27 protein-coding genes are annotated in these 26,546 nt (G+C 61.4%); 13 read left to right on the top strand and 14 right to left on the bottom strand.

Annotation, left to right across the window (positions count from 1 at the left end; all coding sequences use genetic code 11):
• Nucleotides 1-215 precede the first annotated feature (215 nt).
• The 4 genes from BW33_RS27670 (at nucleotide 216) to BW33_RS27655 (ending at nucleotide 4,149) form a co-directional block, all read left to right on the top strand.
• Nucleotides 216-1,511 (top strand): NCS2 family permease, encoded by a 1,296-nt coding sequence (locus tag BW33_RS27670; protein WP_047602592.1) that lies wholly within the window; start codon nucleotides 216-218, stop codon nucleotides 1,509-1,511.
• Entirely contained in the window at nucleotides 1,508-2,587 is a 1,080-nt protein-coding gene (gene trmA, locus BW33_RS27665) for a tRNA (uridine(54)-C5)-methyltransferase TrmA (RefSeq protein WP_047602591.1), read from the top strand. Before BW33_RS27670 ends, trmA begins: the two co-directional genes overlap by 4 nt.
• A gap of 261 nt (nucleotides 2,588-2,848) precedes the next feature.
• Complete coding sequence (gene aroQ, locus BW33_RS27660; RefSeq protein WP_047602590.1) at nucleotides 2,849-3,298, top strand: type II 3-dehydroquinate dehydratase; 450 nt, start codon at nucleotides 2,849-2,851, stop codon at nucleotides 3,296-3,298.
• Nucleotides 3,295-4,149, top strand: a complete 855-nt coding sequence (locus BW33_RS27655; RefSeq protein WP_047602589.1) for a shikimate dehydrogenase — start codon at nucleotides 3,295-3,297, stop codon at nucleotides 4,147-4,149. Before aroQ ends, BW33_RS27655 begins: the two co-directional genes overlap by 4 nt.
• A gap of 110 nt (nucleotides 4,150-4,259) precedes the next feature.
• Here BW33_RS27655 and BW33_RS27650 read toward each other — a convergent pair whose 3' ends face one another.
• Nucleotides 4,260-4,937: a TetR family transcriptional regulator gene (locus BW33_RS27650; protein WP_047602588.1), complete on the bottom strand. Its 678-nt coding sequence runs from the start codon at nucleotides 4,935-4,937 to the stop codon at nucleotides 4,260-4,262.
• 102 nt (nucleotides 4,938-5,039) lie between these two features.
• On the bottom strand, nucleotides 5,040-6,941 hold the full coding sequence (gene quiC, locus BW33_RS27645; protein WP_047602587.1) for a 3-dehydroshikimate dehydratase QuiC: 1,902 nt from the start codon (nucleotides 6,939-6,941) through the stop codon (nucleotides 5,040-5,042).
• Between quiC and BW33_RS29925 the strand changes: the two genes are divergently transcribed.
• Together BW33_RS29925 and BW33_RS27640 are read left to right on the top strand one after the other, a co-directional pair.
• Nucleotides 6,940-7,101, top strand: a complete 162-nt coding sequence (locus tag BW33_RS29925) for a hypothetical protein (protein WP_160168828.1) — start codon at nucleotides 6,940-6,942, stop codon at nucleotides 7,099-7,101. The genes quiC and BW33_RS29925 overlap by 2 nt on opposite strands.
• A gap of 191 nt (nucleotides 7,102-7,292) precedes the next feature.
• A complete protein-coding gene (locus BW33_RS27640; RefSeq protein WP_047602586.1) occupies nucleotides 7,293-8,630 on the top strand; it encodes an MFS transporter in 1,338 nt (445 codons plus the stop codon).
• Between the two features lie 134 nt (nucleotides 8,631-8,764).
• On the opposite strand, the gene BW33_RS27635 is transcribed toward BW33_RS27640, so the two are convergent.
• On the bottom strand, nucleotides 8,765-9,643 hold the full coding sequence (locus BW33_RS27635; protein WP_047602585.1) for a DMT family transporter: 879 nt from the start codon (nucleotides 9,641-9,643) through the stop codon (nucleotides 8,765-8,767).
• Nucleotides 9,644-9,787: 144 nt separating this feature from the next.
• Nucleotides 9,788-10,564: an IclR family transcriptional regulator gene (locus BW33_RS27630; RefSeq protein WP_047602584.1), complete on the bottom strand. Its 777-nt coding sequence runs from the start codon at nucleotides 10,562-10,564 to the stop codon at nucleotides 9,788-9,790.
• Between the two features lie 285 nt (nucleotides 10,565-10,849).
• Between BW33_RS27630 and ypfJ the strand changes: the two genes are divergently transcribed.
• Both ypfJ and BW33_RS27620 read left to right on the top strand, forming a co-directional pair.
• Entirely contained in the window at nucleotides 10,850-11,740 is an 891-nt protein-coding gene (ypfJ, locus tag BW33_RS27625; protein WP_047602583.1) for a KPN_02809 family neutral zinc metallopeptidase, read from the top strand.
• Nucleotides 11,741-12,691, top strand: coding sequence for an alpha/beta fold hydrolase (locus BW33_RS27620; RefSeq protein ID WP_047602582.1), 951 nt, complete (start codon nucleotides 11,741-11,743; stop codon nucleotides 12,689-12,691). It abuts the gene before it with no gap.
• 78 nt (nucleotides 12,692-12,769) lie between these two features.
• On the opposite strand, the gene BW33_RS27615 is transcribed toward BW33_RS27620, so the two are convergent.
• From BW33_RS27615 to BW33_RS27605, 3 genes are all read right to left on the bottom strand, one after another.
• Nucleotides 12,770-13,363, bottom strand: a complete 594-nt coding sequence (locus BW33_RS27615; protein WP_047602581.1) for an HAD family hydrolase — start codon at nucleotides 13,361-13,363, stop codon at nucleotides 12,770-12,772.
• A complete protein-coding gene (gene tesB / locus BW33_RS27610; protein ID WP_003228466.1) occupies nucleotides 13,360-14,229 on the bottom strand; it encodes an acyl-CoA thioesterase II in 870 nt (289 codons plus the stop codon). The genes BW33_RS27615 and tesB overlap by 4 nt, the downstream gene beginning before the upstream one ends.
• A 105-nt stretch (nucleotides 14,230-14,334) precedes the next feature.
• Nucleotides 14,335-14,904 (bottom strand): GNAT family N-acetyltransferase, encoded by a 570-nt coding sequence (locus tag BW33_RS27605; protein ID WP_047602580.1) that lies wholly within the window; start codon nucleotides 14,902-14,904, stop codon nucleotides 14,335-14,337.
• Nucleotides 14,905-14,986: 82 nt separating this feature from the next.
• Between BW33_RS27605 and BW33_RS27600 the strand changes: the two genes are divergently transcribed.
• Nucleotides 14,987-15,907 carry a histone deacetylase family protein gene (locus tag BW33_RS27600; protein ID WP_047602579.1) on the top strand — a complete coding sequence of 307 codons (921 nt, stop codon included), beginning with the start codon at nucleotides 14,987-14,989 and terminating at the stop codon, nucleotides 15,905-15,907.
• Nucleotides 15,908-16,186: 279 nt separating this feature from the next.
• Nucleotides 16,187-17,428, top strand: coding sequence for a TIGR03862 family flavoprotein (locus BW33_RS27590; RefSeq protein ID WP_047602577.1), 1,242 nt, complete (start codon nucleotides 16,187-16,189; stop codon nucleotides 17,426-17,428).
• Nucleotides 17,429-17,545: 117 nt separating this feature from the next.
• On the opposite strand, the gene BW33_RS27585 is transcribed toward BW33_RS27590, so the two are convergent.
• Together BW33_RS27585 and yedA are read right to left on the bottom strand one after the other, a co-directional pair.
• Nucleotides 17,546-18,886 carry a DEAD/DEAH box helicase gene (locus BW33_RS27585; protein WP_047602576.1) on the bottom strand — a complete coding sequence of 447 codons (1,341 nt, stop codon included), beginning with the start codon at nucleotides 18,884-18,886 and terminating at the stop codon, nucleotides 17,546-17,548.
• A gap of 65 nt (nucleotides 18,887-18,951) precedes the next feature.
• Nucleotides 18,952-19,893 (bottom strand): drug/metabolite exporter YedA, encoded by a 942-nt coding sequence (gene yedA, locus BW33_RS27580; protein ID WP_047602575.1) that lies wholly within the window; start codon nucleotides 19,891-19,893, stop codon nucleotides 18,952-18,954.
• Nucleotides 19,894-20,056: 163 nt separating this feature from the next.
• On the opposite strand from yedA, the gene BW33_RS27575 reads away from it, so the two are divergent.
• Complete coding sequence (locus tag BW33_RS27575) at nucleotides 20,057-20,509, top strand: Lrp/AsnC family transcriptional regulator (RefSeq protein ID WP_047602574.1); 453 nt, start codon at nucleotides 20,057-20,059, stop codon at nucleotides 20,507-20,509.
• Nucleotides 20,510-20,642: 133 nt separating this feature from the next.
• Here the strand turns inward: BW33_RS27575 and BW33_RS27570 are convergent, their stop codons facing one another.
• The 3 genes from BW33_RS27570 to BW33_RS27560 form a co-directional block, all read right to left on the bottom strand.
• Nucleotides 20,643-21,248: a 3'-5' exonuclease gene (locus tag BW33_RS27570; RefSeq protein WP_047602573.1), complete on the bottom strand. Its 606-nt coding sequence runs from the start codon at nucleotides 21,246-21,248 to the stop codon at nucleotides 20,643-20,645.
• A 43-nt stretch (nucleotides 21,249-21,291) separates the two neighbouring features.
• Nucleotides 21,292-21,771: an NYN domain-containing protein gene (locus tag BW33_RS27565; RefSeq protein ID WP_041065128.1), complete on the bottom strand. Its 480-nt coding sequence runs from the start codon at nucleotides 21,769-21,771 to the stop codon at nucleotides 21,292-21,294.
• 243 nt (nucleotides 21,772-22,014) lie between these two features.
• Entirely contained in the window at nucleotides 22,015-22,773 is a 759-nt protein-coding gene (locus tag BW33_RS27560; RefSeq protein WP_047602572.1) for a DUF2076 domain-containing protein, read from the bottom strand.
• Nucleotides 22,774-22,951: 178 nt separating this feature from the next.
• On the opposite strand from BW33_RS27560, the gene BW33_RS27555 reads away from it, so the two are divergent.
• Together BW33_RS27555 and BW33_RS27550 are read left to right on the top strand one after the other, a co-directional pair.
• Complete coding sequence (locus tag BW33_RS27555; RefSeq protein ID WP_047602571.1) at nucleotides 22,952-23,626, top strand: YciC family protein; 675 nt, start codon at nucleotides 22,952-22,954, stop codon at nucleotides 23,624-23,626.
• 74 nt (nucleotides 23,627-23,700) lie between these two features.
• Entirely contained in the window at nucleotides 23,701-24,780 is a 1,080-nt protein-coding gene (locus BW33_RS27550) for an endonuclease/exonuclease/phosphatase family protein (RefSeq protein WP_047602570.1), read from the top strand.
• Nucleotides 24,781-24,912: 132 nt separating this feature from the next.
• Here the strand turns inward: BW33_RS27550 and BW33_RS27545 are convergent, their stop codons facing one another.
• Together BW33_RS27545 and BW33_RS27540 are read right to left on the bottom strand one after the other, a co-directional pair.
• Nucleotides 24,913-25,749, bottom strand: a complete 837-nt coding sequence (locus BW33_RS27545; RefSeq protein WP_047602569.1) for an ABC transporter ATP-binding protein — start codon at nucleotides 25,747-25,749, stop codon at nucleotides 24,913-24,915.
• The gene (locus BW33_RS27540; protein WP_047602568.1) at nucleotides 25,737-26,540 is read right to left on the bottom strand and encodes an ABC transporter permease; all 804 of its coding nucleotides are present in this window, start codon (nucleotides 26,538-26,540) and stop codon (nucleotides 25,737-25,739) included. Before BW33_RS27540 ends, BW33_RS27545 begins: the two co-directional genes overlap by 13 nt.
• Nucleotides 26,541-26,546: the final 6 nt, after the last annotated feature.

Raw genomic sequence — 26,546 nt, 5'->3', positions numbered from 1 at the left:
TTTCCCCGAAAAATTCAGCGCGCAGTATGGCGCAGTTAGCCCTGTGGCAAAACTTCGACGACGTTCGGCACCAACAACCGCCATATTCCTCACGCTGCTGGTATGATGCGCGGCTTTTTCCGGCCCACCACAAATTCCCAGGCGCTTGCGACGGTCTGTGCTTTGCTGTTGAGGTCGATACATTCACGGCGCCGCGCGCGCCACGGGGAGCAGACATGCTGGAAAGGCTGTTTCAACTCAAGGCACACAACACCAACGTGCGTACCGAGATTCTGGCGGGCGTCACGACCTTCCTGGCCATGGCCTACATTCTGTTCGTCAACCCGAGCATTCTCGGCGAGACCGGCATGGACAAGGGCGCGGTGTTCGTCGCCACCTGTCTGGCAGCCGCCATCGGCTCGACCATCATGGGCCTGATCGCCAACTACCCGATCGCGCTTGCTCCGGGCATGGGCCTGAACGCTTTCTTCACTTATACCGTGGTCCTGCACATGGGCCACACCTGGCAAGTGGCGCTGGGCGCGGTGTTCATCTCGGCGGTGTGCTTCTTCCTGCTGTCGATCTTCCGCATCCGCGAATGGATCATCAACAGCATCCCGCTGCCGCTGCGCTCGGCGATTGCCGCCGGTATCGGCCTGTTCCTGGCGCTGATCGCCTTGCACAACGCGGGCATCGTGGTCAGCAACCCGGCGACCATGGTCGGCCTCGGTGACCTGAAAGCCCCTGCACCGATTCTCGCCACCCTCGGCTTTGCCCTGATCGTCGCCCTCGAAGCACTGAAAGTGCGCGGCGCGGTGCTGATCGGCATTCTGGCGGTGACCATCATTTCCATCGCCATGGGCTTCACCCCGTTCGGCGGCGTGACCTCGATGCCACCTTCGCTGGCCCCGACCTTCATGCAACTGGACATCAAGGGCGCGCTGGACATCGGCCTGGTCAGCGTGATCTTCGCTTTCCTGTTCGTCGACCTGTTCGACAACTCCGGCACCCTGATCGGCGTCGCCAAACGCGCCGGCCTGATGGGCAAGGACGGCCACATGCCGAAAATGGGTCGTGCACTGATCGCCGACAGCACCGCCGCGATGGCCGGCTCGCTGCTGGGGACTTCGACCACCACCAGCTACATTGAATCCGCCGCGGGCGTGAGCGCTGGCGGCCGTACCGGTCTGACGGCGATCGTCGTGGCGATCCTGTTCCTGTTGGCGCTGTTCTTCTCGCCACTGGCGGCCAGCGTTCCGGCGTTCGCCACCGCTCCGGCGCTGCTGTTCGTCGCCGTGCTGATGACGTCGGGCCTGGCGGAAATAGACTGGGAAGACATCACCATTGCCGCACCGGTCGTGGTCACCGCGCTGGCGATGCCGTTCACCTACTCGATCGCCAACGGCATCGCCTTCGGTTTCATCTCCTGGACCGTGATCAAGCTGCTGTCGGGCCGCGCCCGCGAGCTGAACCCGGCGCTGGTGATTCTGTCGATTCTGTTCGTGATCAAGTTGGGTTGGTTCAACGCATGACTTTCGATTCCCAGGCCTACGCCACTCAGCTCGAAGACAAGGTCACGCGTTTGCGTGATCTGCTGGCCCCGTTCGATGCACCAGAGCCGACCGTGTTCGACTCGCCGCTGCAGAACTTCCGCCTGCGTGCGGAGTTTCGCCTATGGCGCGAGGCCGGCGAGCGTCACTACGCGATGTTCTCTCAGGACGACAAACGCACGCCGATCCTCATCGAAGAATTCCCGATTGCCAGCCTGCGCATCAACCAGTTGATGCCGCAGCTCAAGGCAGCATGGCAGGCCAGCTCGGCGCTGAGCCACAAGCTGTTCCAGGTGGAATTCCTCACCACGTTGGCCGGCGATGCGATGATCACCCTGTGCTACCACCGTCCGCTGGACGAGCACTGGCACGCAGCCGCGTCGAAGTTGGCGGCTGATCTCAACGTCAGCGTCATCGGACGCTCCAAGGGCAAACGCGAAGTCATCGGCCACGATTACGTGGTGGAGAAACTCGACGTCGGCGGTCGCACCTTCAGCTACCGCCAGCCGGAAGGCGCATTCACCCAGCCCAACGGCACGGTGAACCAGAAGATGCTCAACTGGGCGTACGAAGCACTGGGCGATCGTCCTGACGATCTGCTGGAGCTGTACTGCGGCAACGGCAACTTCACCCTGCCGCTCGCCACCCGTGTGCGCAAAGTGCTGGCCACCGAGATCAGCAAGACTTCGGTCAACGCGGCACTGAGCAACCTCAGCGAAAACGCTGTGGATAACGTCACGCTGGTGCGCCTGTCCGCCGAAGAGCTGACCGAAGCGCTCAACGAAGTGCGCCCGTTCCGTCGCCTGCAAGGCATCGACCTGAAGAGCTACGAGTTCGGCAGCGTGTTCGTCGACCCGCCGCGCGCCGGCATGGATCCGGACACCTGCGAGCTGACCCGGCGCTTCGACAACATCCTGTACATCTCCTGCAACCCGGAAACCCTCGCGGCCAACATCGCCCAACTGCACGACACGCACCGCATCACCCGCTGTGCAATGTTCGACCAGTTCCCGTGGACACATCACATGGAGTCCGGGGTGTTGCTGACCCGCCGTTGATGGCGAATGCCAGATACAAGAAAGCCGTCGTGATTGACGGCTTTTTTGTGGGTGCCTCAAAAGATCGCAGACTGCGGCGGCTCCTACCTATTCCCCTGTAGGAGCTGCCGCAGGCTGCGATCTTTTGATCTGTGCGATCACCGAACATAAAACTTCGGACGCAACGCTGTTCAATTGACCATGGTAACCATCTGGTACATTTTACCTCCACAGGCCGAAACCCTCGGCCCAAGCCAAAAACAAAAAGTGGAGTTTGCCCCCATGCCCCCTATCGTTCTGGTGCTCAACGGCCCGAACCTGAACCTGCTTGGCACTCGTGAACCGGCAACCTACGGTCACGAGACCCTGGCTGATATTTCTGCGCTGTGCGGGCGTGCCGCCGAAGAATTCGGTCTGGCCGTGGAGTTTCGCCAGACCAATCACGAAGGCGAGCTGCTCGACTGGATTCACGCGGCACGCGGGCGTTGCGCCGGGATCGTGATCAACCCGGCGGCCTGGACGCACACCTCGGTGGCAATCCGCGACGCGCTGGTGGCCAGTGAGTTGCCGGTGATCGAAGTGCACCTGTCCAACGTGCATGCGCGTGAGCCGTTCCGCCACCACTCGTTCGTCTCGGCCATCGCCACGGCAGTGATGTGTGGCTTCGGCAGTCATGGCTATCGTCTGGCCCTGGAACATTTCAGTCAGCAACTGAAGGGGCGCGCAGCATGACCCGTAAACCAGTAATACTGGCTGGCCTGATCGGCGCCGGCATTCAGGCCTCGCGCACGCCAGCACTGCATGAACACGAAGGCGATGCCCAAGGCCTGCGTTACCTGTATCGGCTGATCGACCTCGATCAGTTGCATCTGGACAGCAACGCCCTGCCCGACTTGCTGCAGGCGGCCGAGCGGATGAACTACACCGGCCTGAACATCACCTTCCCGTGCAAGCAGGCGATCATCCCGCTGCTCGACGAACTGTCGCCGGAAGCCCGGGGCATCGGTGCGGTCAACACTGTGGTGCTCAAGGACGGCAAGCGCGTCGGCCACAACACCGATTGCCTGGGTTTTGCCGAAGGTTTTCGCCGTGGCCTGAAGGACGCTGCGCGTGAGCACGTGGTCCAGATGGGTGCCGGTGGCGCAGGGGCGGCGGTGGCCCACGCGCTGCTGAGTGAAGGCGTACAGCAGCTGAGCATTTTCGACGTCGACCGCGAGCGCGCCGAGAGTCTGGCGAACAACCTCAACCAGCATTTCGGCTCAGGCCGCGCGCTGGCCGGGCGTGATCTGCCGGGCACGTTGAATCAGGCCGATGGTCTGGTGAATACCACGCCGATGGGCATGGCCAAACTGCCGGGCATGCCAGTACCGGTGGAGCTGCTGCGAAAGGAATTGTGGGTGGCGGAGATTGTTTACTTCCCGCTGGAAACCGAGCTGCTGCGCAACGCCCGCGCGCTGGGTTGCCGCACGCTGGACGGTGGCAACATGGCGGTTTTCCAAGCGGTGAAGGCGTTTGAGCTGTTCAGCGGCGTGGTGCCGAATGCTCAGCGCATGCTTGCGCATTTTCAAAGCATGAATGGCTGAATTAGCGCCCTTGTGGGAGCGAGCCTGCTCGCGAAAGCGGTGTGTCAGCTAACAGATGCATTGACTGACAGTATGCTTTCGCGAGCAGGCTCGCTCCCACAGGAACAGTGTCACGGCTGCAAGTAGCGCAACACCGACTCGCAGATCATCTCGCGATGGCGCTGCTTGATGCTTTCGTCCGGCAGGTCGATTTGAAAAATCTCACCGAACGTATGGCGGTTCGAGACGCGATAGAAGCAGAACGAGCTGATCAACAGGTGCACATCCAGCGCGTCGAGCCCGGCGCGGAATATCCCTTCTTCAGCGCCACGGCGCAAAATCTCGCCCAGTGAATCGAGAATCGTATTGTTCATCGCCTTGATCGCATCGGAACGCTTCACGAACTCGGCGTTGTGGATATTTTCGATGCAGACGATGCGCACGAAATCGACGTTGCGGTCGTGGTGATCAAAGGTGAATTCCACCAGTCGGCGGATCGCCACCATCGGCGGCAACTCTGCCAGGTGCAGGCGGTTTTCGGTGCTGCGGATGTCGCCGTAAAGCTTCTCCAGCACCTCGACGTACAGCTGCTCCTTACTGCCGAAGTAGTAATAGATCATGCGTTTGGAGGTGTGGATACGCTCGGCGATCGCGTCAACGCGCGCACCCGACAACCCTTGCTGGACAAACTCGACGATCGCCTCCTGCAGGATGTTCTCGCGGGTTTTTTCCGGGTTGTTCTTGCGACTCTTGCGCGGCTCGATGCCGGATACGACGGGAGCAGCGGGGAGTTCTGATGTCATTGTCATTGCGGGCTCACGGCCATCACTGCACAGGTTGGCGATTATGGGCCGCGCTGCACAGTGAAGGAAGCCACGCGGCTCGTGTTTAATCCCGGGTTTACGAAATTCCTACAACTTCGCCTGGCGCGCCGCACCGCTGCGAGATTTGGCCATCGCCGCCAGACGTACCGCGACGTTTGCCGCACCATAACCGGCATAGCCGTTTTTACGCTGGATGATCTCGAAGAAGAAGCGTCCCTCGAACGGCTCGGTGTACACGTGGAACAGCTCGCCGCCCTGCGCGTCGCGGTCATAGAGCACGTTGTAGTACGCCAGTTCGCTGAGGAATTCGTCGTCGAAATCGAAGCGCGCAGCGAGGTCGTCGTAATAGTTGAGCGGGATATCCAGCAACGGCACGCCAGCCTCTTTGGCGCGACTGACTTCGGCGAAGATGTCATCACAATCGAAGGCGATGTGATGCACACCGGAACCGCGATAACTCGACAGTGCGTGAGAGATCGCAGTGTTGCGGTTCTCCGAGATATTCAGCGGCAAGCGGATCGAACTGTCGCGACTTCTCAGCGCCCGGCTCTTCACCAGCCCATACGGATCGGGCAGCACCACTTCATCGTCGGCCTCGAAATCCAGCAGGCTCTTGTAGAACAGCACCCAGCTGTCGAGACTGTCGGCCGGTAACGCCATGGCCATGTGATCGATGCGCTTGAGGCCGCCACGGGCCTGAGCATTCGGCAGCAGATTGAAGTCGGTGCCATAGACGTCCGCCGCTTCGTCCACCAGATAAATCAGGCTGCCGTCCGGCGCACGCACCGCGGCCAGTTCCAGTTCGTTGGGGCCGACCAGACCTCGATAGGGCTGGCCCTTGTAGGCGACGGCTCGGGCCAGGGCGCTGGCGCTGTCCTTGACCCGCACGGCCGTGGCGCACAGCGACGGACCGTGGGCCTCGAAAAAGCTGTGTCCAAACGAATACGGTTCGGCATTGAGGATCAGATTGATATCGCCCTGACGCAACAGGCTCACGCTCTTGGAGCGATGCTGTCCGGCCTTGACGAAGCCCAGACGTTCCAGCCAGTTACCCAATTTGGCGCCGAGGCTTTCGTCGACGGCGAACTCAAGAAACTCGATGCCGTTGTACTCGCTGGCCGGCGGCGTTTCGAAGAGAATCTCGCGGTTGGCCACCGGCGTTGTTTGCTGTTCCAGGCGCTGACGGGTTTTCTCTTCCAGATACAGCAGCGAACGCAGACCATCAGCGGCATTCGCCCGTGGCGGCGCGGCGCGGAAGCCATCGTTGAAGATCTCCAGCGACAACGGCCCGGTGTAACCACTCTGGATGATTGGCGCCAGGAACCCCGGCAGATCGAATTCGCCCTGCCCCGGGAAGCAGCGGAAATGCCGGCTCCACTCCAGGACGTCCATGGCGAGGATCGGCGCGTCGGCCATTTGCACAAAGAAGATCTTGTCGCCGGGAATGTCGGCGATCGCGGCAGGATCACCTTTCAACGACAAGGTGTGAAAGCTGTCGAGCAGCACGCCGAGCGCCGGGTGATCGGCCTGGCGGACGATGTCCCAGACCTGTTGATAAGTATTGACGTGCCGGCCCCAGGCCAGCGCTTCATAGCCGATACGCAACCCGCGAGCGCCGGCACGTTCGGCCAGCAGCCGCAGGTCATCGACCAGAATCTGCCGGTCGCCGACGCTGTCCGCCGAAGCGTTGCTGCAGACCAGCACCAGATCGGTGCCCAGCTCCTGCATCAGGTCGAATTTGCGCTCGGCCCGCTCCAGATTGCGCGCCAGCCGATCTCGGCGGCAGCCTTCAAAATCGCGGAACGGCTGGAACAGGGTGATGGCGATCCCCAGGTCAGCGCACATCTGCCGGATTTCCCGCGGACTGCCGTCGTAATACAGAAGATCGTTCTCGAAGATCTCGACGCCGTCGAACCCGGCGGCGGCAATGGCTTCGAGCTTTTCCGGCAGGGTGCCGCTCAGGGAAACGGTGGCAATGGAACGCTGCATGTTTCTACTCCCGGACTTCGCCGCGCTTATCTTTAAGGTAGGAGCTGCCGAAGGCTGCGATCTTTTGATCCTGATCCTGAAAAGCAAATTCAAAAGATCGCTGCCTTCGGCAGCTCCTACACAGGATGTTTTTATCGTTGGGAAATTATTGGCTGCATGACTGCGCACAGCAATTTAAAGTGTACCATCCGGTTAGTTTTGCGTGCGATTATCGAACACTATGGCGTTTCGGCGAATTGACGATTTTTCGTCCACTGCCCACCATCGACGTCACATTGAGTCCGGAAATGAACCTTCGGTCGCAGTGCGTGCAAACAACACCACATAACAAATTCAAAAACGGGTGGAACAATGATTCCTTCACAGACTTCCCGCATGGCCCCGGCCATGAGCACTGCCACGGGTGGCATCGGCGACAAGATCCGCGGCGCCATGGCCGTCGGCAAGACCCGTTGGGGCATGCTGGCGCTGGTGTTTTTCGCCACGACCCTGAACTACATCGACCGCGCCGCCCTCGGCGTCATGCAGCCCATCCTCGCCAAGGAAATGAGCTGGACGGCGATGGATTACGCCAACATCAACTTCTGGTTTCAGGTCGGTTATGCGATCGGCTTCGTCCTGCAGGGACGATTGATCGACCGGGTCGGCGTGAAGCGCGTGTTCTTCTGCGCGGTACTGCTCTGGAGCCTGGCCACCGGCGCTCACGGTCTGGCGACTTCGGCCGTCGGCTTCATGGTCTGCCGGTTCATCCTCGGCCTGACCGAAGCGGCCAACTACCCGGCCTGCGTGAAAACCACGCGCCTTTGGTTCCCCGCCGGTGAACGCGCAGTGGCCACCGGCATCTTCAACGCCGGGACCAACGTCGGCGCCATGTTCACGCCGATGCTGCTGCCGCTGATTCTCCACGTGTGGGGCTGGCAGGCGGCGTTCCTGTGCATGTCGGCACTGGGCGGGATCTGGTTGCTGTTCTGGGGCCTGAAGTACTTCAACCCGGAAGACCATCCAAGCGTTAAACAGTCCGAGCTTGAGTACATCCAGCAGGAAGTCGAACCGGAACAGACCCGCGTACCGTTTTCACGCATCCTGCGCATGCGCGGCACCTGGGCCTTCGCCCTCGCCTATTCGCTGACCGCGCCGGTGTTCTGGTTCTACCTGTACTGGCTGCCGCCGTTTCTCAATCAGCAATACAACCTGGGCATCAACGTCACCCAGATGGGTATTCCGCTGATCATCATTTACGTGACGGCCGACTTCGGCAGTGTCGGCGGCGGCATTCTGTCTTCGTTCCTAATCGGTCGCGGCATGAACTCGATCAAGGCGCGGCTGCTGTCGATGTTCCTGTTCGCCTGCTGCATCATCGGCGTGATCATGGCCGCCGGTTCGAGCAACCTGTGGGTCGCTGTCGCGGCAATCTCCCTGGCCATCGGTGCGCATCAGGCGTGGACCGCGAACATCTGGAGCCTGGTGATGGACTACACGCCCAAGCACATGATGAGCACGGTGTTCGGTTTCGGCGGTATGTGCGCAGCGATCGGCGGGATGTTCATGACGCAGATCGTCGGCCACATCCTGACCGTCACCAATAACAACTACACGGTGCTGTTCACGCTGATCCCGGCGATGTACTTCCTGGCGCTGACCTGGATGTACTTCATGGCCCCGCGCAAGATTCCAGACGTCACCGAGTAACCTAGCTACTCCCCTCCCCCTGTAGGAGCTGCGGCACGCTGCGATCTTTTGATCCTGCTTTAAAAGATCAAAAGATCGCAGCGTGCCGCAGCTCCTACAGGGTTTTGTGTTCGGCAAAAAACGTAAGATTCTCTTCAGCGGCGGCTCTGCTGCCACGCCGCCGCCAGACCGCTGCAACAGATCACCGCAATCCCGATCACCGTCAACAGACTCGGCGTGTGATTGAACACCACCCACCCCAACAGCCCGGCGAACACGATCTGGCAGTAGCCAAACGGCGCCAGCAATGCCGGCGCGGCATGGCGGAACGCCTGGGTCAGAAACAAGTGCGCCGTCATCCCGCAACTGCCCAGCGCCAGCATCAACACGGCGTGTGACCAGGTCGGTACTTGCCAGAAGAACGGCACCAGCGCACTCATCACCAACGTGTTGCACAGACCGGCGAAAAAGTTGCTGGTGGTTGGACTGTCGACCTCACTGAGCTTGCGCGTCAGCAGTTGATAGAAGCAGAAAAACAATGCCGAGCAGAACGGCAGCAACACCGCCGGAGTGAACAATTCACCTCCCGGATGGACGATGATCAGCACCCCGATAAAACCGCAGATCACCGCGATCCACTGCCCGCGCGTCACCCGCTCCTTGAGCAACGGCACCGACAACGCCGTCACCAGCACCGGCGCGAGAAAGTTGACCGCGGTGGCCTCGGCCAGCGGGATGTACAGCAGCGCCGTGGTGAAAAACAGACTGGTGCCGAGCAGACACAGCGCCCGCGCCAACTGCCAAAGCGGTCGTTTGGTGCGTAGTACGCGCAACCCCGACTGCGGCAGGAAAATCCCCGCCATCAGCAAGGTGTGCACCAGATACCGCGCCCACACCACCATGATGATCGGGTAGAAACCCGAGAGGTATTTCGACAGCGCGTCATGGCTGGAGAACAGGAAAGTCGCCACGACAATCAGCAAAATCCCCTTGAAGGGTTGGTTGACACCGGAGAGCGGAGTGCTGACGGTCATGGGCTATCTCTGAGTGGTGAATCAACGGCGGCTATAGACAATTTAGAACTGCGTTCCAGATTCCTACAACCCTGAAGCGGAAAAGTGGGCGAACACCGCCCGATTTCCCTGAATGTTCCACACGCAATCGACGTGAATCGCTGTTCAGACAAACAACTCCGAAGCCAGACTCGCCGCCGAAAGCTCTGCGGTGAAATTCAGCAATAACGGCGCCAACTCATGCAGCCTCGCCCCTGGCATCCGTGCAGTCGGCCCGGCAATGCTCAACACGCCGATCACTCGGCCGTCAGCCGGATGCCGTACCACCGCAGCAATCGCCGACGTGCCCACCGCCGAACTCTCTTCGACGCAGGCATACCCCTGCTCGCGCGCAAGCCGCAAGCGCTCGAGCAGTTCGCCATTGGAGCGTGGTGCATTCGGCCCGATATCCGCCGGCACCTCGGCGCCCTGGCGCTCGACCCGCCATAACGCTTCGGCGTCTGTCATGCTGGCAAGCCAGGCGTGACCCGATGCGGTGTAAAACAGCGGCGCATCGCGGCCCATGTCAGGGTCGTAGCGCAGACCGCTGCGCGCGCCTTGAGCCTTGGCGATCCAGGTCTGGCGCTCACCGTCGATAACCCCCAGCCGCACCAGTTCGCCGGTTTCCCGGGCCAGCCGATCAAGCACCGGTTGCACGATGTCGGCGCCACTGCTCGACAGGTAACGAAAGCTCATCGCGATCAGCTTGGTCGACAAGTGATAGCGCAAGGTCTCCGGGTTCTGCCGCACATAGCCCAGCCGAATCAGCTCGGCAAGCAGGCGGTGAGCGGCACTTTTCGGGATCTCGATCTGCTCGGCCAGTGCCTGCAACGGCACCCCGCGCGGATCACTGGTGAGGCTTTCCAGCACACTGAAAACCCGTTCGATTTGACTGCCGGCCATGTTGAAGTCCCAGAGAAAAGTGGCGGATTCTAAAATACAGGAAAAGTGCGCGAATTCTGGAACTGAAATCCGATAACCGCCCACTTTCTTGGCCCCAGCAAAGTGCGAAACGAGAAATCCGCCAACGGATTGAATTAGTCGCCCACGCGCTCGTCAATAACAGGCCCGCCCTCTCGACCCGAGGCCGGGCCTGCTTGCGTGTGTGCCAATAGACGGACGACCGGACTGGCGCCACACTCCTACACCAGCAACACTCATCACCACGTACAGATAGAGGATTCCCACATGCTATGGAAAAAAGGCCGACGCAGTGACAACGTCGTCGATGCCCGTGGCGATGATACCGGCGGTGGCGGCGGCATGCGTTTCGGTGGCGGCAAAGGCTTGAGCCTGGGGGCGATCCTGCTGATCGTCGGCATCGGCTGGATCACCGGGCAGGATCCGTTGCAGATCCTCGGCCAGCTCACCGGGCAAATGACCGAGCAATCGGCACCGGCCTCGACACAAACCCGTCAGGCGCCACCGGCCAACGATCAGCAGGCCGAATTCGTGCGTTCGATCCTCGGCGATACCGAAGACACCTGGGGCGCGATTTTCCAGCAGGCCGGCCGCCAATATAAGGACCCGACCCTGGTGCTGTTCAGCAACCGGGTGAATTCCGCCTGCGGTCTGGCGACTTCGGCCACCGGCCCGTTCTATTGCCCGGCGGATCAGAAAGTCTATCTGGACATGGCCTTCTTTCAGGAAATGGCCCAGCGCTTCAAAGCTGCCGGCGACTTCGCCCAGGCCTACGTGATTGCGCACGAAGTCGGCCACCATGTGCAGACGCTGCTCGGTGTCTCGGCGAAAATTCAGGCGGCCCGTCAGCAAGGTCGGCAGATGGAAGGCGACGGCGGTTTGCTGGTGCGTCAGGAATTGCAGGCCGACTGCCTGGCCGGCGTCTGGGCCTACAACGCGCAGAAGCGTTTGAACTGGCTGGAGCCGGGCGATATCGAAGAAGCCTTGAACGCGGCCAACGCCATCGGTGATGATCGCCTGCAACAACAGGGTCAGGGCCGTGTGGTGCCGGACTCGTTTACCCATGGCACGTCGGCGCAGAGGGTGCGCTGGTTCAAAACCGGTTTCGCCCAGGGCCAGGTCGGCCAGTGCGATACCTTCGCGGCGAAAAACCTGTAAATGCGTAAATGGCTTCTGGCTTTACTGATCATCGGCGGCAACGCGCACGCGGCGGGCGTCGATGCCATCAGCCCCGGGCGCCTGCAATTCGAGGCCGGCGAAATGGCCGTCGGCATCAGCCCGGCACCGGAGAAAATCGAACGGGTGCTGATCGTCATTCACGGGCGTCTGCGCAACGCCGAGACGTACCGCAAGAGTGCCGAGCACGCCACCGAACTGGCCGGGCAAACGGCGCACACGCTGGTGATCGCTCCGCAGTTTCTCAACGAAAGCGACGTCGCGCTGTACTCCCTGCCCAACACTTTGCTGCGCTGGAAAGGCAACGAGTGGATGGGCGGCGGGTTATCCACAGGGCCGAAGCCGCTGAGTTCCTACGCCGCACTCGACGCCATCGTCGCCCGGGTCAGCGATCGCAAGCAGTTTCCGGATGTGCAGCAGATCGTGATTTTCGGCCATTCCGGTGGCGGACAAGTGGTGCAGCGCTACGCCCTGCTGGCCAAGGAACAACCGGCACTGAAGGCCAACGGCATTCGCCTGCGCTATGTGGTGGCCAATCCGTCGTCGTACGCTTATTTCAATGAGCAGCGGCCGGTGGCGTTCGATCACGCGCAGTGCCCGGGCTTCAATCGCTGGAAGTACGGTCTGGCAGACATGCCGGTGTACGCCGGTGGGCAAACGCCGCTGCAGCTTGAAAGCAGCTACATCAAACGCGAAGTGATTTATCTGCTGGGGCAGCAGGATATAGACCCGCAACATCCGGCGCTGGACAAGAGTTGCGCCGCCGAGGCACAGGGCGCGTTTCGGCTGGAACGCGGCAAACTGTTTTTCGGCTACCTGCTGCGCCGCCATCCGGAAGGGGTAAATCAGCGGCTGGTTGAAGTGCCCGGGGTCGGGCATGACGGCGATGGGATGTTGACGTCACCGGAGGGGCAGAAAGCGCTGTTTGATTAGAGAAGCAAAGATAGCAGCCTGCGGCAGCTCCTACACAGGACAAATGTAGGAGCTGGCGCAGGCTGCGATCTTTTGCTCTTAATCCACTAACATCCGCCGCAACTCGACACAATCCTGCGCATGCCAGTCCGTCAGCTCCGGCCACGGATTGTCCGGCACATTCACCAGCACTGTCCGCGTCCCGGCCGCCCGACCGCAATCCAGATCAAAGCGGTAATCCCCGACCATCACCATTTCGCGGGCCGGCACGTTCCAGGCTTCGGCCAGTTTCAGCAACCCGCCGGGATGCGGCTTCGGTGGTGCCTCATCGCGGCCCAGCACATCTTCCACGGCGAAGCAGTCGGCCAGGCCTATCGCTTCGAGTGTCACATGCGCCAACTCCCGTGCGTTGCGCGTCAGGATGCCAAGCCGATAACCACGCCCGTGCAGGTCGCGCACCAGCTCCACCGCACCGGCAGCCGGTTTCGAACCCAGCGCCAGATCGCGCTCATGCTCCAGCAACCAAGCATGCTTCGCTGCGGCTTCAGCAGCAGGCAGCGCTGCAAGGTGGGTGAGAATGTCGTCCTCGGGCGGAATCTCCAGCGCCACGCGAATCGCCGCAAAGTCATGTACCGCGACGGTCAGGGTGCCGTCCATGTCGAACACCCAGTGCTTCACATCGCTCAGGCTCATGCCCAATCCTTGCGGTGACGAATCAGGCCTTCCTGGGTCACCGACGCCACCAGTTGCCCGGCGCGGTTGTACACGCTGCCACGAGAGAATCCACGGGAGTTGCCGGCCCACGGGCTGTCCATCGCATAAAGCAACCAGTCATCGGCGCGCAGATCGTTGTGGAACCACAATGCATGATCGAGACTGGCGACCTGCATGTCTTTCTGCCAGACCGACTTGCCGTGCGGCAGCATCGAAGTGGTCAGCAGGCCGAAGTCCGAGGCGTAGGCCAGCAGGTATTTGTGCAGCGCCGGAATGTCGGCCAGCGCGCCGTCGGCACGGAACCACACATACTTCACCGGATCGGCCGGTTGCGGGTTGTACGGGTCTTTTTCGGTGACCGGGCGCACCTCGATCGGTTTCGGGCACAGCAGTTTTTCGCGCATGTGCTCGGGGATCAAGTGCGCGCGTTGCTGGGTCAGTTCCAGCTCCGACGGCAGGTTTTCCGGGCCGACCACCACTGGCATCTGGCTCTGGTGCTCGAAGCCTGCCTCGTCGTACTGGAATGACGCGCTGCAGGTAAAAATCGGGTGGCCCTTCTGGATTGCCGTGACCCGCCGGGTGCTGAAGCTGCCGCCATCACGCACGCGATCCACCGAGTACACCACCGGCAACTTGGCGTCGCCCGGGCGCAAAAAATAGCCGTGCATCGAATGCACATGACGCGCCTCTTCAACCGTCTGACTGGCCGCCGACAGCGACTGACCGAGCACCTGGCCACCGAACAACTGACGGAAACCCAAGTCCTGGCTGCGGCCACGGAACAGGTTTTCCTCGATCGGCTCCAGGGTCAGCAGGTCGACCAGATCTTCCAACACTTGGCTCATTCAGACTCTCCTCACACAACGCTATGCCGCGCAGTCTTGGCTGCGGCGGCCCATTCAGGTTCTGGCGCGAGCCACTGTCGCGCCATTGTAAACGTCCGTGTCGGCTTAGCCATGCAGGGTTTGCAGCCATTGCTCCCTGGTAATTCGGTACAACAGATGCCGACGCAACGGGTGATCGACGGCAAGTTTGGGGTGATCGAAATCATCGGCCGGATCGTGCTGCATGCCTATCGCCTGCATGACTTTCTCCGACGGTAGATTGCTCTGGGCGGTAAAGGACACGATCTCCTTCAGCGACAACCGGTCAAAGCCGCAACGCAGAGCGGTCCACGCCGCTTCACTGGCATAGCCCAGGCCCCAGTGCTCCTTGGCCAGGCGCCAGCCGATTTCCACCGCCGGGGTGAACGGGGCATCGAAACCGACCACACCCAGACCGGTAAAACCGATGAACGCACCGCTGTCCTTGCGCTCCAGAGCCCATAGACCGAAACCGTGCTCGGCAAAATGCCCGCGCACCCGGCCGATCATCGACGCACTTTCCAGACGGCTCAAGGGCTGTGGAAAGTAACGCATGACCTGCGGATCGGCACACATCGCCGCAAATGCCGGCAAATCCTCGTCCTGCCATTGGCGCATCAGCAATCGCGCACTTTCCAGTTGCAGTATCGGCTCCATCGTGCCCCTCCGTTTCCATGCCGCAAGTCTACATCGCTGGTAGGATCGTTCACTCTTTCCATCGTTCCTACATGAAGTTGCCATGCCCCTGCCGCTGATCTACCACGAAGACTACAGCCCCGAGTTTCCGCCGGATCACCGCTTTCCGATGGACAAGTTCCGCTTGCTGCGCGATCACCTGGTCGACAGCGGCCTGACCCGCGACGCCGACCTGCTGCGCCCGGAAATCTGCCCCAACGACATCCTCGCCCTGGCCCATGACCGTCGCTATATCGAACGCTACATGAGCGGCGAGTTGTCCCGTGAAGACCAGCGGCGCCTCGGACTGCCGTGGAATGAAGCCTTGGCACGGCGCACCGTGCGGGCCGTCGGCGGCTCGATTCTGGCGGCGGAAAAAGCCCTCGAGCATGGTCTGGCCTGTCACCTCGCCGGCGGCACCCATCACGCCCACTACGACTACCCGGCCGGGTTCTGCATCTTCAACGACCTGGCGATCATCAGCCATTACCTGCTGCAAAGCGGTCGGGTGAACCGGGTGCTGATCTTCGATTGCGATGTGCATCAGGGCGACGGCACCGCGCGAATCCTCCACGACACCCCGGAGGCGATCACCGTTTCCCTGCACTGCGAAAAGAATTTTCCTGCGCGCAAGGCCGAAAGCGACTGGGACATTCCGTTGCCCAAAGGCATGGGCGATGCCGACTATCTGCAGGTGGTGGATGAGACCCTTAACTACCTGCTGCCGCTCTATCAACCGGACCTGGTGCTGTACGACGCCGGGGTCGATGTGCACAAGGACGACGCCCTCGGTTATCTGCAGCTGACCGACGCCGGCGTCGCCGCCCGCGATGAAAGCGTGATGCGCCATTGCCTGGGCCGCGACATCCCCGTAGTCGGCGTGATCGGTGGCGGCTACAGCAAGGATCGCCACGCCCTCGCCCGCCGCCACGGCATCCTGCATCACAGTGCGCAACGGGTCTGGACGTCACACGGTTGTCACTAAGCTGTGCTGCGTTACCCACAATGGCTGTGGAACGGCCTGTGGATAACCTGAGCGAAAGGCACTACAGGCCACAGCGAGCACGGCGTACAGCGCGCTGATCATTTTTCAACCAGATCCTGGAATTCACTTTCGATCCCCCTGTAGGAGCTGCCGCAGGCTGCGATCTTTTGATCTTGAACCTGAGAAAACAAGATCAAAAGATCGCAGCCTGCGGCAGCGCCTACACGGATCCCGGCTGTTAGAATGCGCGCCTTATCCCGCCATACCGCAGCGCACGCCATGACCCAGACTTCCGCCCTCCTCCCCGCTCACGTCGCCATCATCGGCGGTGGCCCCGCCGGCCTGATGGCCGCCGAAGTGCTGAGCCAGGCCGGCGTGCGTGTCGATCTGTACGATGGCATGCCCTCGGTGGGGCGCAAGTTCCTGCTGGCCGGGGTCGGCGGCATGAACATCACCCACTCCGAGCCTTACCCGGCGTTCCTCGCGCGCTACGCCGAACGCGCACCGCAGATCGCGCCATTGCTGCGCGGCTTCGATGCCGACGCGTTGTGCCGCTGGATTCATGATCTGGGCATCGAGACCTTCATCGGCAGCTCCGGCCGGGTATTCCCCACCGACATGAAAGCCGCTCCCCTGCTGCGCGCCTGGCTCAAGCGCCTGCGCGACAGCGGCGTGGTTATCCACACCCGTCATCGCTGGCTCGGCTGGGATGAACACGGTGCACTGCGCATCACCAGCCCCGACGGCGAAATCACCGTCAAACCCGACGCCACCCTGCTCGCCCTCGGCGGCGGCAGCTGGTCGCGGCTGGGTTCGGATGGCGCGTGGATGCTGCCACTGGAGCAAAAAGGCGTAGGACTGGCGCCGTTGCAGCCGAGCAATTGCGGCTTCGAAGTGCAGGCCTGGAGCGAGTTCCTTGTCAGCAAATTCGCCGGCGCACCGCTGAAAAATATCGCCATCGGTTTGAACGACGATATCCCACGCTTGGGCGAATGCGTGATCACCGCGACCGGGGTTGAAGGCAGCCTGATCTACGCGCTGTCGGCACCGATTCGCGAAGCGATCAACGCGCAGGGTTCAGCCACGGTGCACATCGATCTGTTGCCCGGCCGACCTGTGGATAAATTGCAGACGGCGTTGAGCAAGCCGCGCGGCTCGCGTTCGATGGCCAAGCACCTGCACAGTCAGGTCGGGATTGATGGGGTCAAAGCGGCGTTGTTGCGTGAACTGACTGACGCAGCAACCTTCGCTGATCCGGCGCTGTTGGCGCGGGCGATCAAAGCGTTGCCGCTGCCCCTGGTGAACACCCGCCCGCTGGACGAAGCGATCAGCAGTGCCGGCGGCGTGACTTTCGAAGCGCTGGATGAGCGCTTGATGCTCAAGGCGTTGCCGGGAGTGTTCTGTGCGGGGGAAATGCTGGATTGGGAAGCGCCGACGGGCGGCTATCTGCTGACCGGGTGTTTTGCCAGCGGGCGGGCGGCGGGATTGGGAATGTTGGAGTGGTTGCAGAGTAAGGGCTGAAGACCGAGGTGCGTCCTTCGCGAGCAGGCTCGCTCCCACACTGATCTCCAGTAACAAGGAGATCCCTTGTGGGAGCGAGCCTGCTCGCGAAGGCGTCCTTACAGACGCCCCATCAGATCAAGGCTTACGCTTACGCGGCCCAGTATTGAACACCGGCACTTTACGCACAGGCTTGATCGACGGCTCCGGTGCCTGGGTGTCGCCACTGTCGACCCACTTACCCAGATTGCGCTTGCCGCCACCGCCGCCGGACGTCTTCGGCTTTTTCGGTTTCTTCGGCTTCTTGATCACCTGACCGCTGGCGTCGGTATCCGGCACGCGGTGCTCGGGTTCGAAGTCAGGCTCGTTCTGACGCTTCAAGGTCTGACGCGTGAGCATCTCGATTGCCGAGAGCATGTTCACCTCATCGGCGCACACCAGCGAGATCGCCTCGCCCGTCGCACCGGCACGGCCGGTACGGCCGATGCGGTGGATGTAATCCTCGGCCACGATCGGCAGGTCGAAGTTGACCACCAGCGGCAAATCTTCGATATCCAGACCACGGGCGGCGACGTCGGTCGCCACCAGAATCTGCACTTCGCTGAGTTTGAAACGATCCAGCGCACGCTGACGGGTCGCCTGCGGCTTGTCGCCGTGGATACCGTCAGCGTTCACACCGAGCCCCTGGAGTTTTTCCACCAGCGCATCCACGCCGTTGCGGGTCTTGGCGAACACCAGCACCTGCTTCCACTTGTTCTTGCGCATCAGGTGCACGAACAGTTCCGGCTTGCGCTTTTTGTCCACCGTCACCACCCACTGCTTGACGGTGTTGGCTGCGACGTTGCGCGGGCTGACTTCGATGCTCAGCGGATCGTTGAGCATCTGCCCGGCGAGCAGGCGGATGTCATCGGAGAAGGTCGCGGAGAACAGCAACGTCTGGCGTTTCTTCGGCAGCATGCGGTAAATGTTCGCCAGTTCTTCGGAGAAGCCCAGGTCGAGCATGCGGTCGGCTTCATCCAGCACCAGGGTTTGCAACTGATCGAGTTTCAACGCGTTCTGGCGGAACAGATCAATAAGGCGCCCAGGCGTGGCGACAAGCACATCAACGCCGCCGCGCAGCTTCATCATCTGCGGGTTGATGCTGACGCCGCCGTACACCGCATAAGTGCGCAATGGCAGGTTTTCAGCGTATTGGCGCACCGACTCATGAACCTGCTCCGCCAGCTCGCGGGTCGGTACCAGAATCAGTGCGCGCGCCGAATTAGCGGCCACTTTCGGCCCTTCCATGGCCAGCAACTGCAGCAATGGCAGGGCGAAACCGGCGGTCTTGCCGGTGCCGGTCTGGGCGGCAGCCATCAGGTCGCGACCGGCCAGAACGGCCGGAATGGCTTGCGCCTGGACCGGCGTTGGAGTCTGGTAGCCGAGCGTCTCGAGGGAGCGCAGCAAGGGTTCGATCAGGCCAAGGGTGGCGAAAGTCATGGGAATACCGTAGGAAAAATCAGCGCGGTTGCGCAAAACAAGGATGCAATGGCGCGCAGTTTACCCTAATTCACACGCTGTTCTGCTGGAACGGCGGTCTTCGGCGGCTCCGCGACGAGCGGCTGCGCCGGCCGCCGCCACTGCGGCAGACCGATCAGCACCACGGCGCTGATGATCACCAGCATCGCCAGCGCTTCTTCCATGCCAATGGTCTCGCCGACAAACACGATCCCCAGCAACACCGCCACCGCCGGGTTGACGTAGGCATAACTGGTGGCCGCCGCCGGACGCACGTGCTTGAGCAGATACATGTAGGAATTGAAGGCGATGATCGAGCCGAAGAAGATCAGATAACCCAAGGCCAGCCAGCCCTCCACCGGCGGCAAGGCTTGCAGGTGTTCGCCGCTGACCGCGCTGCCGATCAGCAGCACCACGCCGCCCACCAGCATCTCCACGGCACTGGCCATCGCCCCTTGCGGCAGCGGCAGGTGTTTGCTCCACACCGAGCCGAACGCCCAGGTCGCCGCCGCAAAAATCAACAGCGCCGCGCCCATCGGACTCGATTGCAGATTGGAACCCATGTTGAGCATGGCGATGCCGACAATCCCCAACGCCACCCCGGCCCACTCCAGGCGCGTATTGCGCGCGCCCCAGAAGTATCCGCACAACAAAGTGAACAACGGCACCGTTGCTACCGCCAATGCCGCCACGCCGGAAGCCACGCCCGTGTGCTCGGCGACACTGACCGCGCCGTTACCGAAACTGAGCAGCAAGATCCCGATGATCCCCGCCGCTTTCCACTGCGCCCAGGTCGGCGCCGGCGCCCCACGCCAGCGCAGGAAGGCGTACATCAGGCTGCCGGCAATCACGAAGCGCACTCCGCCGAGCATCAACGGTGGCCAGTATTCGACGCCGAGGCGGATCACCAGATAGGTCGATCCCCAAATCACGTACAACGCGAAAAACGCGGCGATCAACGGCAAGGAAAAACGGCGCAAGGCAGGCATGGGCAGCTCGACAGTCAGAGGCAGGGTGTGAATTATTCTAGAAAGGCCCGCGAGCAAAAATAAGCTACAAAACCTGTTTATCGCGCCGGTACACTTTTGAAACAACGGAGATTGACGGGATAAACCACGACTTCGAAAGTCTGGCAATTTAAGGAGTCCGGCCTTGGACAAATACGACCGCATGCTGCTCAGCGCCCTGTTGGAAAACGGTCGCGCGTCCTACGCCGATCTGGCGCGCAAAGTGAACCTTTCCGCCCCGGCGGTGGCCGAGCGCGTGGCCAAGCTTGAAGCAGCCGGAGTGATCACCGGGTATCAGGCGAACATCGACCTGTCGAAAATCGGCTTGCCGATCCAGTGCATGATCGAATTGCGCCTGCACCAGAACGGCAGCCAGAAGGTTTACGACGAACTGGTGAAAATTCCGCAACTGACCGAGTGCTTTCGGGTGACGGGTGATCCGTGCGTGATGATGAAGGGCGCGGTGGGGTCGATGACGGAACTGGAGGAGCTGATCAATCGCGTGGCGAAGTTCGGCTTCAGCAAGACCTCGATTGTGTTGTCGAGCGCAATCGAGAAGCGCGTGCCGTTGAGCCATATCGAAGCCAACGGCAAATAATCAGCCCCACACAATCCCACTGTAGGAGTGAGCCTGCTCGCGATAGCGGTGTGTCAGTCACCGATAATGTCGAATGACAGACCGCCATCGCGAGCAGGCTCACTCCTACAAGGATGTTGTGTTGGGTTCGGGATCAGCGGTAGCGTTGCAGGTGCTCGCTGACTTTGGCCGCCGGGACTTTCTGCAGTTTGCACAGCAGGTCGTGATTCAGCTCACGCACCCCATGCTTGTGCCGCAGTTCTTGCGCCAGATGCGCCATCAGGTTGGCCGCCATCTCGGCATCCGCCATCGCCCTGTGCGCCTGGCCGGTGTGTGGCAGGCGGGCGAAAGTGGTGAGCGTGCCGAGCTTGTGATTCGGCGCCGCCGGCATCAGGCGGCGGGCCAGCAGCAGCGAACAGGCGAAGTTCTGCAAACGGGTGCGTTTGATCCGCCCCAATTCAAAGTCCCAGAACTTCTGGTCGAACGATGCATTGTGCGCGACCAGTGGCGTGCAGCCGACGAATTCGTTGACCTCTTCCATCACCCGCTCGGCCGATGGTGCGCTGCGCAGCATGGCGTTGCTGATGCCGGTCAGTTGTTCGATAAACGCGGGGACGCGCACGCCGGCGTTCATCAGGCTCTGGTAACGCTCGACGATACGGCCGTTTTCCAGCATGACCACGGCAATTTCCGTGGCGCGACAGCTGCTGTTCGGCGACAGGCCGGTGGTTTCAAAGTCGATGACTGCAATGCGTTCCAAACCGGGTTCAACTCCGTACAAAAATCAATTCTTCAGTAACAGCTCAATTCTTCAACAACAGCGCGCCTTCGATCGGCACATAACGGCTGGCAGCGCGGATCAGCGAGTTGGCGGTCAGGCCGGGCACGCCATAGGCGACCGCTTGCACGCCATGTTTGCTGATGATGCGCTCGAGCAGCATGTCGAAGTCGCCGTCACCGGAGGCCAGGACGATTTCGTCGACGTGGTCGGCGGCGTCCATGATATCGAGGGTGATGCCCACGTCCCAGTCACCCTTGGCCGAGCCGTCGCTGCGCTGGATATAGGGTTTTAGCTTCACGGTGAAACCAAGGTTGCGCAGGATCTGCTGAAACTGTTGCTGCTTGCTGTCGCCACGGTCGATCGCGTAGGCATAGGCTTCGACGATCTGCCCGTGCTTGCTCACATCCGCCCACAACGCGGCGTAGTTGAAATGGCAACCATAAGCCTGACGCACGGTGTAGTAGAGGTTCTGCACATCGGCGAACACTGCGATTTTTTTCACCGGGATTCCTGTGAGCGCATAGCGCACGAAGCGGGATCAGGCGCCAGGCCCGAAAAAGGCGCTCAGTATGCCAGCCCACAGGAAGGTGGCGCGAATAATCGACCCACCACTCCAGACGGATGGTGGACTGTGGTGAGGGGATTTATCCCCGATAGGCAGCGCAACGGCCCCGAAAATGGGACGGCTGCGCACTCCATCGGGGATAAATCCCCTCACCGCAGGTTGAGACTGGCGACTGATCACTCAGACGAACGAATCGTCGTCATCGAAGAACGACGAGCTGTCATCGCTGTAGTCCGTATCGGTGAATCCGCCCTGGTCATTGCCAGAGAAACCGTTATCGGCCACACGCTGGTCATTGCCCCAATCGTTGCCGCTCTGGTCAGCCACCTGCGCCGGCTCTTCTTTGATCACTTCAACGATTTCTTCAGGCTGCTGGTTGTGATGGAACAGGCTGCTGATGCCCTGCGCCAGCATCACGCCACCGGCCACGCCAGCCGCGGTTTTCAGGGCGCCGCCGAGAAAGCTGCTGCCCGCAGCCGGGGCTGCTGGCTGGGCGTAATTGGGCGGCGGCGCGGCATAGTTCTGTTGTGGCGCTGGCGCACCGAAGTTCTGTTGCGGTGCCGGTTCACGCCAGCCGCCGGTGGAAGGCGGAGCGCTCTGGGTCGGCGCCGGACGCGAGCTGCCGCCGCCGAAAATACTCGACAGGAAACCACCGCCACCGCTTGGCGCCGGGGCCGCGCTCTGGGCCTTGGCCGCTTGCAGTTCAGCCTGCAATTGCTGGACTTGCCGGGTCAGTTGCTTGTTCTGTTCGTCGAGGCTCTTGATGGCCGCCTCTTGCACCAGAATCGCCTGGGTCATGAAATAACCTGCCGCCGGCTGGCGGGTCAGGTGTTCCTTGATCCGCGCCTCGGCCTGGACGTCGCGCGGGGCTGCCTCCGCTTCGGCCTGTTGCAGCCGGGAAAACAGTCCATCGATCAGGGTTTGCTCTTCGCTGTTCATGGCGACCTCGTAGATTGCCGGAGATAACGTTGCCCGCGTCCACTGCGGACACGGCGCACCTCTGTAATGGAGGCAGTGACAGGATGTTTCAACGACCTTTACCGAATGTTTACGTTTGTGTCGGCCCGCCCATCATCGGTTAAAGTGAGCCACTGTTTTCGACCTGCGATACCGACTGATGAATGCCTTCGATGTACTGCGCGACTCTCTGTATTTTTTCAAACGCCACCTGGTCAGCATCGTGCAGCTGTGCCTGCCGCTGGTGATCTTCGAGGCGGCGCTGCAGCAAGTGGTGGATCACGTCACCGACCCGGACAGTTTCTCCGCCACCAGCGTGGTCGTCGGTCTGCTGGTGTATCCGCTGTACACCGCCGCGCTGATCCTGTTCCTCGATGCTCGTACCCGTGGCGAAGCTCCGCGCAGCCTCGACCTGCTGGCGATGTCAGCGCGTCTGTGGCCGCGTTTCGCCCTGCTCACGGCGCTCAATACCTTGCTGATTCTGCTGGGGCTGTCGTTGTATTTCCTGCCGGGTCTGATGCTGATGGTCATGCTCGCATTCGCTGAATACCTGCTGGTGTTGCGCGGCATGGGGCCGTTGCAGGCGATGAAGGAAAGCCTGCGCCTGACCCGTGGGCATTTCTGGCGGATCCTGCTGTGCATTCTGTGTGTGATGGGGCCGTTGTGGCTGCTCAAGGGGGCAACGCTGGCGGTGTACCCCGACCCGCAGAATCCGCTGATCGCGGTACTGATCGACAGCGCGCACAGTTTCCTGCAACTGTTCACCAGCGTGGTGCTGTTCCGCCTGTTCATGCTGATCAGCGAATTGCCTGACAAACGTAACGGAGCGGTCTGACCTCGCGGCCCTTGGGCCAAGCGTCCGCCGTCAGGTATGCTCGGAGCCACTTTTGTAACGCGATAAGCCGAGCCATGCCCCGTCTGCTGCGCTACACCCTGTTGCTGATTGTGCTCGCCATCGCCCTGATCGGCGGGCTGATCTACAGCCTGACCTGGCGCCCCGGCGCGCGGGAAACCCTGCCCGTGACCTGCACCGGTACGCCGCCGACCCTGGTGCCGGGGCAAGCGCTGAAAGTCATGACCTGGAACGTGCAGTACCTGGCGGGCAAGCGCTACGTGTTCTGGAACGATCTCGCCCAAGGCTCTGATGAAGCGCCATCCCCGGAAGACATAGCCTTCAGTCTCGACGAAGTGGCGCGGGTGATCCGCGACGAGCAACCCGACGTGGTGCTGCTGCAGGAGCTGGATGACGGCGCCAAGGCCAGCGATTACCAGAATCAGCTCAAGCTGCTGCAGGAACGGGTCACCGACCTCTACCCGTGCAGCGCTCACGCCTTCGACTGGAAGGCCGATTTTGTCCCCGATCCGCACATCTTCGGCAGCGTCGGCCGGCAACTGGCGACCCTCAGCCGCTACCGCATCGAACACGCTGAACGCCTGCAATTGCCGGTGGCGCCGGCGAATTTCATCTCCCGTCAGTTCGAACCCAAGGATGCCTTGCTCGCCACCAAGCTGCCGCTGAGCGACGGCGGGCAACTGACGGTATTCAACACCCATCTGGATCGCGCCAGTCAACCGGACGAGACCTTGCAGGCGCAAGTGACAGCGGTGACCAAGGTGCTCGACAAGTACGAAAGCCAGGGCCTGCCATGGCTGATCGGCGGCGACTTCAATCTGTTGCCGCTGGGCCAGTATCAGCGTCTGCCCGCCGAGCAGCGCACGCCCTATTCGATCGACAGCGCGCTACATCTGCTGTGGGACAAGTACCCGATGATCCCGACCAACAACGAAGCCGGCGGCATCGACCGCGCCCACTGGCTGACCCATTACCCCAACGACCCAGGCCTGAACGGCCCTGATCGCACGGTCGATTACCTGTTCTACAGCCCGAAGATCAAACGGGTCGAAGCGCGGGTGCGCCAGGACGATACGTTGCGCATTTCCGATCATTTGCCGGTGATTGCGCGGTTCCTGCTCCCCGCCACCCCGTAGTGACACACCACGCATAACCTTGTGGGAGCGAGCCAGCTCGCGAAGACGGAGGGTCAGACAACACATGTATTTACTGACAATCCGCTTTCGCGAGCAGGCTCGCTCCCACAAGGAATGTAGACAACCGTGTGATCAATGTACTTCTTCGAGGTCGTCATGCAACAACCCGAAAATCTCGCGCTTCATGTCGATAAACGAACGCTCCATGACCATGTCCAGTGAGCGCGGACGTTCGATCGGCACGTCGAGGATCTGCTTGATCCGCCCCGGCTTCGCGCCCATCACATAGACCCGGTCGCCGAGCAGAATCGCCTCGTCGATATCGTGGGTGACGAACAGCACAGTCTTCTTGCTGTTGCCCCAGACCCGCAGCAACAACTGCTGCATCTGCAAACGGGTCTGGCTGTCGAGTGCGCCGAACGGTTCGTCCATCAGCAGGATCTGCGGATCATTGGCCAGCGCCCGGGCAATCGCCACGCGCTGCATCATGCCGCCCGACAGTTGCTTGGCGTAGCTGTCGGCGAAGCCACTGAGGCCGACCTCATTGACGAAATAATCGACAATTTCCTTGCGCCGCGCCGCCGGCATACCCCGACGCTTGAGGCCGAACTCGACGTTCTGCCGCACCGTCAGCCACGGAAACAGCGTGTAACTCTGGAACACCATGCCGCGATCGGCACCGGGGCCTTGCACTTGCTGACCGCCGACGTAGATATCGCCGGAGGTCGGCTCGGCCAGTCCGGCGGTCAGGTACAACAGACTTGATTTGCCGCAGCCCGACGGCCCGACCAGCACCGCGAACTGCTGATCCGGCACCTCGAACGACACCTGTTCCAGCGCAGTGAAGGTACCGCCATCGGGCTTCTTGTAGCGCAGGCTGACCTTGTCCACTTGCAGGCGCGGCGCGGCTTGCGGCGCTGCTGCCCGTGGTTCGATGAAGCGATGATTGGCGGCAGTTACTGAGCCCATGCGGCAACCCTCAAGCGGAGAAAGCGGAACAGTTGATCGGTGACCAGACCCAGCAGGCCGATGATCGCGATGGCGAGGAAAATCACGTCGACCTGAAAACCGCGCATGGCTTTCAGGCTCAGGTAACCGAGGCCACTCGACGCCGCGACCAGTTCGGCCACCACCAGATAAGTCCAGGCCCAGCCCATGGTCACGCGCAAGGTGTCGAGCACGCCGGGCACCGAGGCCGGGGCGATCACATGCAACACTGCATCGCGGCGGTTCGAACCGAGGGTGTAAGAGGCGTTGATCAGATCCTTGGAAATGCCTTTGGACACGTCAGCGATCATCACCAGTTGCTGGAAAAACACACCGAAGATAATCACCGACACACGCTGCTCCAGACCGATGCCGATCCACAAAATGAACAGCGGCACGAACGAGGTCACCGGCAGGTAGCGAATGAAATTGACCAGTGGTTCGAGGAACGCCTGGACGATGCGAAAGCTGCCCATCAACAACCCCAGCGGCACCGCCACCAGCGACGAGACGATGAAGCCGACCATCACCACTTCGACACTGGCCCACACATGGGTGCCGAGGGTGCCGTCGCGGCTCAGACGCACCGCCGCTTCGAGCACCGCGCCGGGCGTTGGCAGGAACATCCCCGGGACAATGCCGCCGTAGGACAACCCGGCCCACAGGCCGACCAACAGTACCCAGGCCAGGCCGCTGGCGCTCCACACCACTGGCACCGGCAAACCGGTCTTGGGCGTCAGGCAGCGGCTCAGCCATGATTTGCGCTTGAACATGCAGAC

Origin of the sequence: Pseudomonas sp. RIT288, from assembly GCF_000631985.1 — a bacterium.
In the GTDB taxonomy this organism is placed as follows: domain Bacteria; phylum Pseudomonadota; class Gammaproteobacteria; order Pseudomonadales; family Pseudomonadaceae; genus Aquipseudomonas.
The sequence above is the reverse complement of the archived record's forward strand: the minus strand, read 5'-3'. Positions and strand labels throughout refer to the sequence as shown.